This window comes from Bradyrhizobium ottawaense (genome assembly GCF_002278135.3).
Taxonomy (GTDB): Bacteria; Pseudomonadota; Alphaproteobacteria; order Rhizobiales; family Xanthobacteraceae; genus Bradyrhizobium; species Bradyrhizobium ottawaense.
Genome location: NZ_CP029425.2, coordinates 2,407,831 through 2,419,103, shown reverse-complemented (window position 1 = coordinate 2,419,103; position 11,273 = coordinate 2,407,831). Strand labels below are relative to the sequence as shown.

General features: G+C 66.2%; 7 protein-coding genes. 2 read left to right on the top strand and 5 right to left on the bottom strand.

Going from position 1 to position 11,273, the window contains the following annotated elements; genetic code table 11:
• Nucleotides 1-139 precede the first annotated feature (139 nt).
• Both CIT37_RS11480 and CIT37_RS11475 read right to left on the bottom strand, forming a co-directional pair.
• A complete protein-coding gene (locus CIT37_RS11480) occupies nucleotides 140-1,441 on the bottom strand; it encodes an MFS transporter (protein WP_095426089.1) in 1,302 nt (433 codons plus the stop codon).
• A gap of 102 nt (nucleotides 1,442-1,543) precedes the next feature.
• Entirely contained in the window at nucleotides 1,544-3,934 is a 2,391-nt protein-coding gene (locus CIT37_RS11475; RefSeq protein ID WP_167456561.1) for a bifunctional diguanylate cyclase/phosphodiesterase, read from the bottom strand.
• A gap of 329 nt (nucleotides 3,935-4,263) precedes the next feature.
• Between CIT37_RS11475 and CIT37_RS11470 the strand changes: the two genes are divergently transcribed.
• A complete protein-coding gene (locus tag CIT37_RS11470) occupies nucleotides 4,264-5,430 on the top strand; it encodes an ABC transporter substrate-binding protein (RefSeq protein ID WP_095426087.1) in 1,167 nt (388 codons plus the stop codon).
• On the opposite strand, the gene CIT37_RS11465 is transcribed toward CIT37_RS11470, so the two are convergent.
• Genes CIT37_RS11465 through CIT37_RS11455 form a run of 3 tightly spaced genes read right to left on the bottom strand, consistent with a single transcriptional unit; the run spans nucleotide 5,427 to nucleotide 9,321 of the window.
• A complete protein-coding gene (locus CIT37_RS11465; protein WP_095426134.1) occupies nucleotides 5,427-6,404 on the bottom strand; it encodes an NAD(P)-dependent oxidoreductase in 978 nt (325 codons plus the stop codon). The genes CIT37_RS11470 and CIT37_RS11465 overlap by 4 nt on opposite strands.
• Nucleotides 6,405-6,415: 11 nt before the next feature.
• Nucleotides 6,416-8,290: a TRAP transporter large permease gene (locus CIT37_RS11460; RefSeq protein WP_028145486.1), complete on the bottom strand. Its 1,875-nt coding sequence runs from the start codon at nucleotides 8,288-8,290 to the stop codon at nucleotides 6,416-6,418.
• Nucleotides 8,290-9,321 (bottom strand): TRAP transporter substrate-binding protein, encoded by a 1,032-nt coding sequence (locus tag CIT37_RS11455; protein ID WP_028145487.1) that lies wholly within the window; start codon nucleotides 9,319-9,321, stop codon nucleotides 8,290-8,292. The genes CIT37_RS11460 and CIT37_RS11455 overlap by 1 nt, the downstream gene beginning before the upstream one ends.
• Before the next feature lie 427 nt (nucleotides 9,322-9,748).
• Here CIT37_RS11455 and CIT37_RS11450 point away from each other — a divergent pair, with 427 nt between their 5' ends.
• Nucleotides 9,749-11,221 carry a caspase family protein gene (locus CIT37_RS11450; protein WP_028145488.1) on the top strand — a complete coding sequence of 491 codons (1,473 nt, stop codon included), beginning with the start codon at nucleotides 9,749-9,751 and terminating at the stop codon, nucleotides 11,219-11,221.
• Nucleotides 11,222-11,273: the final 52 nt, after the last annotated feature.

Here is an 11,273-nt window from a genome sequence, read left to right as displayed (position 1 = left end):
GGGAAAATGCGGCAATCGCTCAGACGCTAACGCTCCGATGGTGTCCAAGACGTTTTTGCCGCCCTATCGCCTCGGGATCAAGACGCGGCATGCTTAACGATCGGCGAAAACCACGACGGTATGTTGATGCGTGCGGAACCTAATCCGCGCCCGTTCCTGCCTGGAGCTTGTGCAGCCGGCCGGCGACGGCCCGCACCTTCCGCGGCGCGGCCTGCCAGATCGAGAGTGCCGACAAGGCGCTCACGATCATCGCGATGGCGAAGGCGAGCGTGTAGTCACCGGTGCGATCGTAGAGGAAACCGGTCACCCACGGTCCGGCCGCACCGCCCGCCAGCGCCGCCAGCATGATCGTGCCGAAGATGCTGCCCTGGTGCTTGCCCTGGAAAATCTCGAACACCACGGCGCCCATGATCGAGGTGAGGCCGTAGCCGAGCGCGCCTTGCGTGAACACCATCACGTAGACCAGCCATAGCGACGGCTGGAACTTCAACGCCATGAGCGCCGCAAAGCAGATCACAAAGCCCGCGCAACTGATCGCCCACACCCATTCCCGTCCGATCCGGTCGGAGACATGGCCGAGCAGGATCTGGCCGGGAATGCCGAGCAGGCTGACGATCCCGAGCGCCCACACCGCGACACCGGGACTGAAGCCGATGTCGAGCAGGAATTTGGTCTGGTGCACCTGCACCGCGTACCAGATGTACAGGCCGCAGAAATAGCCGAGCGCGATCCACCAGAATCGCGCGGTCGCCACCGCGCGTTTCAGCGTCCAGTCGGTCCCGACCCAGACGGGATCGACGACGTTGGAGATCGGTTCGGCCGCGCCCGCGGCCGAGACGGCATCGCCGTCCGGCTCGAGGCCGATGTCCTGCGGGCGCTTGTGCAGCAGCAGATTGACCGGCGCCAGCACGACCAGGATGAGCAGGCCCATCGCGGTGCAGGCGGTGCGCCAGCCGGTCTGCTCGATCATGTGCTGCACCCAGGGCAGCAACGTCACCGAGCCGATGCCGACGCCGGCGAAAGCGATGCCGATGGCGAAGCCGCGCTTGCGGATGAACCAGTTCGGCAGGAACAGCGACTGGCCGGAATAGCCGAGACACACCGAGCCGGCGCCGACCATGACGCCGATGGTGACATAGAGATGCCAGGGCGCGCTGGTGAGCGGCGCAAGCAGCAGCCCACCGCCCATCAGCACGACGCCGAGCTCCATCACCGCGCGCGGGCCGGCGCGGTCCATCAGGCGGCCGATCAGAGGGCTGACCACGCCCGACACCACGAAGCCGAAGGAGAAGGCGCCCGCGGTGACGCCGCGCTCCCAGCCGAATTCGGAGACGATGGGAGGAAAGAACAGTGAAAAGGCGGTGCGCGCGTTGACGCCAATGGCCATGGTGACGAAGGTCACGGCGACCACGACCCAGCCGTAGAAGAACGGAAGCCGCATATTTGTGTGTTTCATCCCTGGACGGTCCTACCGACCATCCGGGGGTGCCCGGGTCAAGCGAATTCCGCGCATGCCCGTCGGGCGAGATGCTTCAGGGCGATCTCAGGCGGCGTCCCGCCGTGAGGGTTTGGCCGGCGCGTCGAACAGGATCCGCTCGATCGGCTGCGGGCGGCCGAACAGATAGCCTTGCGCGAAATTGACGCCGAGCGCCTTCAGCCGCTCGTACTCCTCGCGGGTCTCGACGCCCTCGGCGGTGACCGACATGTCCAGCCCACGCGCCAGCGTCACGATCGAGGAAATGATGGCGGAGCTGCGCGGCTGCTGGGTGAGGTTGCGGATGAACGACTTGTCGATCTTGATCTTGTCGAACGGGAACGCCGTCAGATAGCTGAGCGAGGAATAGCCGGTGCCGAAATCGTCGAGCGCGAGCTCGACGCCGAGCTGCTTCAGCCGCTGCATGAAGGCGTGGTTCTCGCCGCCGCGCTCCAGCAGCACGGATTCCGTGATCTCGATCTCCAGCCGCTGGGGTTGCAGGCCGGAATCGGCGAGCGCCGCACAGATCACCTCGAACAGCCGGGCTTCCTTGAACTGGATCGGCGACAAATTGACGGCGACCGCGAGGCCGGACGGCCAGCCGGCCGCATCCGCGCAAGCACGCCGCAGCACGAACTCGCCGAGCGGCACGATCAGCCCGGTCTCCTCCGCAAGCGAAATGAACTGGTCCGGCGGAATCAATCCGCGTGTCGGATGCCGCCAGCGCACCAGCGCCTCGAAGCCGCGCCGCGCGCCGCTGAGCGCGTCGACGAACGGCTGGTAATGCACTTCCAGCTGGCACCGCGCGATGGCATCGCGCAGATCCCCCTCCAGCGTGTTGCGCGCCTCCAGCTCCGCTGACATCGCCTCGTCATAGATGGTGAAGCAGTTGCGGCCTGCCGATTTCGAACGGTAGAGCGCAAGGTCCGCCTTCTTCAGCAGCTGCTCCTGATCGCTGCCGTGATCCGGCGCGATGGCGATGCCGATGCTGGTGCCGATCTCGACGCGGTGACCGGGCAGCAGGAACGGTTCGGTCAAGAGCTTGGCGATCCGCGCCGCCAGCTCGGTCGAGCAGGCGCGCTGATCGGCGCCGGTTTCCTGGATGATGGCGAACTCGTCGCCGCCGAGCCGCGCCAGCACGTCGTTGGCGCGCACGGCGGATTTCAGCCGCTGCGCCACCTGGCGCAGCAGCGCATCGCCGGCACCGTGACCGAGGGAGTCGTTGACGTTCTTGAAGCGGTCGAGGTCGAGCATCAGGATCGAGAACGGCAGGCCCCTTACGCTCAGCTGGCTGTTCATCTCGTCGAGCCGGGTGAGGAAGAAGGCGCGGTTCGGCAGTCCGGTCAGGATGTCGGTCTGGGCGAGCTCGAGCACCCGCCGGTTCGCCAGCGACAGCCGCCGCGAATTGCGGCTTGCGAGCATGAGATAGGTCGACAGCGACAGCGTCAGCAGCATGCCGACGATCAGCACCGCGCCGGCGCGATCGTAAGTCGTCTCCAGCGGACCGCCGGCGGTTGGAACCGCCCGCACCTGCCAGTCGGTATCGCCGATCTTGAGGCTGCCTGCCCAGTGCAGCGCCCGCGCGACGTCCCGCATCGATTGCGGCGCCGTGGCCGCCGAGGAATAATCCGGCAGCATCTGCTCCAGGCTGACGATCTGCGCCGTGAAGGGCGGATAGACGTTCATGCTGACAGCGGGACTTGCCCCGGTGGTGACGCGAATGGCCTGGATCAACAGCGGCAGGTCGAAGACGCCGACCACGAAGCCGGCGAGATTGCGGCGCCGGTCCGCAACCGTCTCGCGCGACGTTCCCTTGGCGTAGACGGGAATGGCAACGAGAACGTCCGGCAGCCGGCCCCCCTCCTTCGGCTCGAACAGGCGGGTGCGAATGGCTGCGACCTTGTCGCTGTCGCGCGCCCGCTCCAGCACCGCGCGGCGCTCCGGAACGGTGGCGTAATCCATGCCGTAGACCGGCGAGGTCTTCGGCTGGGTCGAGTAGAACACCGGAAAATATTCATCGGTCTGCGGCGCCGTCGCAAAGCCCGCGCTCTGGAGCGACTTGATGCGATAGCCGGACACGCCATCCGCGATCGCCGCGGTCTCGTATTCGGCGCGTTCCTTGCGGTTGACGCGCGGCAGCCAGGCAATGCGCAGCATGCCGGGATGGCGCTCGAACAGGCGGGCGCTGAAGGTCTCGAACTCGCTGCGGGTGACTTCGTCATTGGTCGATTCGAACAGCGTGCGCAGCGCGACGAGCCGGGAGATGTATTCGCCCATGCCGTTTTGCATGACGATCGCTTCGGTTTCGGCCGCGTTCTCGAACTCGATCCTGTTGACTCGATCCTCCCACCGCGCCACGGCGGCCGCGCCCACGACCGAAAACAGAAGACCGACGCCGACCGCGACGAGCGCAGGGCGATACAGCCCGAGCAGCGGCGCGGCACGCCACCATCCGGTCATACGCCCCCGATCCTGATCGTTCTGATCGCGATCGCCCATCTTGAAGCCGCCGTCCCCCTGTCCGCGACGAACCGAACCTCTGGTTGAGGTGCCGGCGCCGCTATCGGAACAAGACCGCGGTTAAGAACTGCACAATTTCGGAACCCGACCATTCCGCAACGCGTGAATTAGTTAATGAACTGCCCGAATGATCCGGCATTGTGGAAACAACTTGCCGGTTTTGCCCGGAGTACTACGGGCTGCCGACACGCCGCCGGTTAGCGAGCTATTCAGGCTCGCGGGAATATGTTGCGCGAGGCTCCTCCCCATCATTCGGCAAGACTTCCCCGATGTATCGATTTCGATCAGCGACATCCCTCGTCCTGACCATCGCGCTCCTCGCCGCGACCATGCTCGCAGCGAGAGCTGACGAGGCCGGCGTCAGCGAGGATGCGATCCTGTTCGGCCAGGCCGCCGCGCTGGAAGGCCCCTCCTCCGCGCTCGGACAGCGCATGCGGCAAGGCATCGTCGCAGCATTCACCGAGATCAACGCCAAGGGCGGGGTCCACGGCCGCAAGCTCCAGCTCATCAGCCGCGACGACGGCTACGACCCCGATCGTTCGGTGGCGCAGACGCTGCACCTGATCGAGGACGACAAGGTGTTCGCGCTGATCGGCGCGGTGGGCACGCCAACCGCGATGGCGACAATTCCGATCACCAGCGCCAGGAACATCCCCTTCATCGGTCCGTTCAGCGGCGCCGAATTCCTGCGCGACCTCGAGCTTGCCAACGTCGTCAACATCCGCGCGAGCTACGGTGCGGAGGCCGAGGCCTGGATCAAGCACCTCACGGAGGATCGCCACTTCACCCGCATCGGCATCTTCTACCAGGACGATTCCTTCGGCCGCGACGGTCTGGTCGGCGTCAAGCGCGCGCTCGCCAAGCGCGGCCTCGAGCTTGCCGCCGAAGGCACGTTCGAGCGCAACACCCGCGCGGTCACCGCAGCCTGGCGGGTGATCAGGCGCGCCGAACCCGAGGCGATCGTGATGGTCGGGACCTATGGTCCCTGCGCGGAGTTCATCAAGCTCGCGCACCGCAGCGGCTTCCATCCGACCTTCGTCAACGTCTCCTTCGTCGGCGCCAATGCGCTGGCCAGGGAGCTCGGTCCCGACGGTGAAGGCGTCATCGTCTCGCAGGTCGTACCGTTTCCATGGGATCGCTCGCTCAAGATCGTCGCCGACTACCAGGCGGCGCAGAAGGCGTTCGATCCGACGCTGACACCGGACTTCGTGTCGCTGGAAGGCTATCTCTCCGGCCGCCTCGCGGCCGCGGCGCTGGAACAGGCCGGGCCGAAGCCAACGCGCGCAAACCTGCTCCGCGCCATCAACGATGTCGGCCGCTTCGACATCGGCGGCAGCGCCGTCACCGTCGGCCTGCGCATGATCGACACGCCGCCGAAGGTGTTCTTGACGGTGATCCAGAAGGACGGAACGTTTAGGGCGGTGGATCGGCTCTAGGGCCGCCGCGTCCATCGCTCGGCGTTGACCGCGCCCGGCGGGATCTCGCTCTTGACGATCGCTTCCACCTGCCGAACCGTCTCCAGCGACTGATATTCGATCGCCTGCGGCGTCAGCCCACCGACGTGCGGCGTCGCGATGACGTTGGGGAGCTTCGCCAGCTCCGGCGTCGGCATCTGATCAGGCGCGCGGCCGACGTCCATCGCCGCGCCGGCGATGCGATGCTCCAGCAGCGCGCGCGCCAATACTGCCTCGTCGACGAGATTGCCGCGCGAGAGATTGACGAAGACCGCATGCCTTTGCATGCGCGCCAGCGCCGCCTCCCCGATCAAATTCTCGGTCTGCTCGTTGGCGATCGCGAGGCAAACGACATAGTCCGACGCGGCGAGAAGCTCGTCGAGACCGACCTGCCGGATCCCAGCGTCGCTGACGGTTGCGAAGGGATCGGCGACCAGCACCTCCATGCGCAGCACTTTTGCGACCTCGGCGAGATAGCGGCCGATGCTGCCGTAACCGATGATGCCGATCCGGCTGCCGGCGAGCTGGCGGCCCATCCGCGCCTCGGGCTTGCGACCGGCCTGGTAGTCCGCCGTCGCCCGCGAGACGCCGCGGGAGAGATCGACCATGAAGCCGATCGCGAGCTCGGCCACCGCCTGAACGAAGCCGGGGCCGGCCCGGGTCACGAGCACGCCGGCCTTTGATGCCGCCTCGACGTCAACGTTGCGGATGTCGACGGCACAGCGGACGAAGGCCCGCAGACGCGGCAGCTGCGCAAAAATCTCGCCGCGCCCTTCGGTCATGCGATCGGCGACGATGATGTCGGCATCTTTCGCGGCGCGCACGAGGCCGGCGGCGTCCAGGGTTTCGTCGCTCTCGTGCAGGATCACCTCGGCGGCCGCGCGCAGGCCGCTCAGGCTGCGATCCCCATAGTAATTGCGCCGCATCTCCGGCGTGTGAGCGAGCAGAACCTTCACGACAAACTCCTTCAGTAACCGAATGCCCGCGGCAGCGCGGTCGACAGCCATGGCACGAAGGCGATGACGAGCAGGCAGAGGAACAACAGGCCGAGATAGCCCATGATCGGCTTCACCGTCTGCTCGATCGGCACGTTGCCGATCAGGCAGGCACCGTAAAGGCCGAGCCCGAGCGGCGGCGCGAACAAACCGATGCCCATGGCGATGACCAGCACGACGCCGAAATGCAGGGGATCGACGCCGAGCTGCACGGCCACCGGCAACAGCAGCGGCCCGAAGATGATCAGCGCGGCGGCGCCCTCCAGCACCGAGCCCATCACGATCAGCACGGCGATCGCGAGCAGGATGAACAGCCAGACGCCTGAGGTCTTCGACAAACCGAGCATGAAATCGCCGACCGCATGCGGCACCTGCTGCAAGGTCAGCGTGAACGCGAGCGACTGCGCGGCGGCGACGATGAACAGCACGAGACCGGCGCGCGTCGCCGCCTGCACGAAGCTGTGCGCGGCCGATTTGAAGCTGAGCTCGCGGAACACCACGCTGCCGACGACGAGCGCATAGGCCACCGCGAAGGCCGAGATCTCGGTCGCGGTGGCAAAGCCGCTCTTGAAGCCGAAGAAGATCATGAAGATCAGGCCGAACGAGGCGATCGCGCCGCTCCACAGCCCCGACACCGGCATCTGCGGCTCGACGTCCTCGACCTTGTCCGGCCGCTTGCCGAAGATGATGGACACCGCAATCAGCACCAGCGCCATCAGCGCCGACGGCAAGAGCCCCGCAACGAACAGGCCGCCGATCGACAAGTTGGCCACAAAGCCCAGAATGATCAGGTTGATACAGGGCGGGATGGTCTCCGCCATCACCGCGGACGCCGCCAGCAGCGCCACTGCGCCGCCGGGGTTCTGCTTCGAGCGGCGCGCCGCCGGGATCAGCACCGAGCCGACCGCGGCGACATCGGCCATCTTCGAGCCCGAGATGCCCGAGAACAGCACCATCGACGCCACCATCACGACGTTCAGTCCGCCGCGCATGCGGCCGACCCCGCGCTGCAACAGCTCGATCAGGCGCACCGACATGCCGTTGGCTTCCATGAGATAGCCGACGAGGATGAAGAACGGGATCGCAAGCAGCACGAAATTGTCGATGCCGCGCGCCATCTGCTGGGCGAAGATGACGCCGGGCAGCGCGCCCTCGACCCAGATGAAGATGAGCGCGGCAAGCGCCAGCGCAAAGCCAATCGGCAATCCGCCGAACAGCGTCACGAAAAAGCCGATCAGCATCAAGGTGCCCGCCGACGGCACCGAGGACGGCGACAGATAATCCCAGGCGAGATAGAGCCCGGTGACGACGATGATCGCAACGATCCCCCTGACGATATCGGGAAGCGGCCTCGCGCAGAGATGGTCGATGGCGAACACCGTCATGAACAGCGCGCCGACGCCCATCGGATAGAACGTCAGCTCCAGCGGCAGGCCGGAACCGGTGGTCTGGCCTGCAGTCAATGAGCCCAGCTTGATGGCATTATAGGCGACGTAACCCGAGATCAGCACCACCAGCAGAGCGCCGGCGGCATCGACCAGCGCGCGCAGGCGCAGCGGCAGGAGATCGCGGAAGAACGACACGCCGACATTCTCGCCGCGCGCGAGCGCGCTCGCCGCGCCGAAGAAGGCCGAACCGACCATCAGCCCGCGCGCGACGTCGTCGGACCATTCGACCGGCGCGTTGAAGAAGAAACGCAGCAGCACCGAGACGCAGACCACCACGAGATCGGCGGCGAGCAGGATGGCCGCGATCGCGTCGCTGAGCTGAAGCAGCAGGGCGATGCTGCCGTGGCGGCCGGCCGAAACGGGCACGGCGGCCGTCACCACCATCTCAGACCTGGCCATCAGGCTTGCGTCGCGCGGATGATGTCGATGACGGCCTTGGATTCCGGCCGGGCCTTGATGAAGTTCTCGGTCTGCGGCGCGACCCGCTTCTTGAAGGCCTCGCGGTCGCATTCGGCAACCGTCACGCCCTTCTCGGTCAAGGCCGCCAGCGCCTCCTTCTCGACCGCAAGCCCATGGGCACGCGTGTCGGCCGCGGCCTTCTTCGCAGCATCGAGAAAGCCCTCGCGCAGCTTCGGGTCCATGCGGTTGTAGGTCATGTCGCTGAAGTAGATCGCAAGCGGCGAGAAATTGTGCTGCGTCAGGGCGTAGAATTTCGCCGTCTCGAAGAACTTGCTGGCCAGGATCGTCGGCGGATCGTGCTCCAGGCCGTCAAGCACGCCGGCCTGCAAGGCCGTATAGATTTCGCCGAAGGCCAGCGGCGTCGCGGCGGCGCCCATCAGCCGCAGGCATTCCGTGATGACCGGGTTCGGCAGCGTCCTGATCTTGAGGCCGGCGAGATCTTCCGGCGTTTTCACCGGCTTCTTCGCCAATACGCTGCGCGAGCCGAAATTATAGGCCCAGGCGATGATGCGGATGTTGCCGCCCTTGAGCAGGGCGTCCTCGATCGGCTTGGCGGCGCCGGCATCGAACGCCTTGGTCTGCTGCGGGAAGCTGGAGAACAGAAAGCCGAGATCGTAGGTGCCGACCAGCGGCACCAGATTGGCCGAGATCGAGGAGCCTGACACCATGAGATCAATGACGCCGAGCTTCACCGAGTTGATGACGTCGATCTCCTGGCCGAGCTGGTTGTCGGGGAAGAACGCGACCTCGACTTGCTCGCCGAGCCCGTTGCCCTTCAAATTCTTGACGAGGTTGTCGTAGTAGACGCGGCCGTTGGCGAACTTGGGATCGTTCGGCAGCGAGGAGGAGCATTTCAGCTTGAGCGTCGCGGCTTCGGCGCGGCCGATGATGGCGGGGGAGAGCACGAGGCCGGCGGTGACCGCCGCCGATGACTTGATGAACGCGCGACGGTTCACGGGCACGATGGTCATGGTGCGGTCTCTCCCACATTATTTTTTGTTCGCCGCGGTCGTTGCCGTGGCCTGTTGCGTGGACTGTATGGCCAAAGCGACGGCGCAGGCAAGCGTGGCGGCCGGCCGCCGCAGAGCGCGCCCGCGGCGCGTTCCGTCAGTCCGCGAGCGCTCCAGAACGACTGTGATTCCCGGCATTTGCGATGCGGATCGGCCTGCGGCCTCATCTGCGCGAGGGCGCTTTCGCGTAGACTTGGCATCGATCCAATTGGAGCATGGATCAATGCGCAATTCACATGGATGTGCCCAGAACGATGCCCTTCCAGCTCCGGCAAACGTTCTGCCCCATTTTGCCGCACGCCGAGCGTGATCCAGTGCACAGACAGGCGCATGGCGGCCCCCTAGAAAAAGTGACATCATCGCACGTATTGCCGATGGAGGTGACATCATGCGCCGTCCAGCCCTTCCCAATTTGCTTCTTGCTTCCGGTTTTCTTGCGCTCGCACAGTTGATGACACCGACGGGGGCCGCGGCCGAAGCGCGGCTCGCGCTGGTGATCGGCCAATCCGCCTATCGCACCGTGCCCGAGCTGCCCAACGCCGCCAACGACGCCAAGGGCATGACGGAGCTGCTCGGCAATGCCGGCTTCACCGTCACCACGGCCTCCAACCTGGCGCAGAGCGAGATGCGCGCGGCGATCTCGGATTTCGCCGGCAAGGTCAGCGCCAGCGGCGCCGACACGGTGGCATTGGTGTTTTATGCCGGCCATGGCCTGCAGATCGACGGCGAGAATTATCTGGTGCCGGTCGATCTCGATCCCAAGCGCGAGGCCGACATTCCGCTCCAGGGCGTGCGGCTGAACGACATGCTCAACACGCTCGGCGCGCTGCCGACGCGGGCGCGCATCTTCATGCTCGATGCCTGCCGCAACAATCCGTTCCCGGCGCTCAGCGGCGCCGGCCACGGGCTTGCGATCGTCGACACCAAGGCCGGCGCGCCGGGCTCCTTCATCTCCTATTCAACCTCGCCCGGCGCCGAGGCCGAGGACGGCAGTGGCATCGACAGCCCCTACACCACGGCAGCGCTGACCGTTGCCAAGCAGCCCAATCTACCGATCGAGGAAGTGTTCAAGCGCATCCGCGTCGCCGTCGCGCAATCGACCGACGGACGGCAGATCCCCTGGGAAAGCTCTTCGCTGACAACCGACTTCAAGTTCTTCGGCGAGAGCAGCGGCAGCCAGCCGGCCATGCCGGGCGCCTCCTCGATGGCGCTCGCCAGCGGCACGCGCAGCGTCGAGGACTGGCGCAGGGACTTGCAGGGCAAGCCGGCCATGGTCGCCTATGAACTCGTCATCACCGACGACACGGTGCCGGCGTATCAGGCCTATATCGAGCTCTACGCTCAGGACACCCGCACGCCGCGCGTGCGCACGGTGCTGGAACGGCGACGCCAGATGCTGGCCTGGGAACGCGCAACTGCGATCAACACCCGCGCTTCGTTCGAGGCCTATCTCGCCAACTGGGACAACAGCGATCTCGCGGCAACCGCGCGCAGGCTGCTGCTCCGCGTGCAGAACCGCAACTACGGCGTCCCCATCGCCGCCGCAGCGCCCCCGGTCGCCGTCGCGATGGGCCCGACCTGCCCGTGCTCGACGCCGTCGAGCCCGGCAACGCCGGTCACTCCGAGCGTCGCGCCCGTGATCAAGAAGCGCGTCGACGACACCCCGCCCAAGCGCAAGGTGGTCGAGACACCGCCGAAGCGCCGCCCGCCGCCCGAGGAAGTGGTCTACGAGCGCGCGCCGCCCCCCGGCCCGCCGCCCGGCGCCGTGATGCAGGGTATCGGCATCGGAATCGGGATCGGCATGGGAATGGGCGGCCGCGGCGGCGGCGACCATTATCGCGGCGACTACCGCAGATACTGAGACTGTCCGGCATAGACATTGATCTGGCTCGCGCCCGACGCGCGAGCCGGAT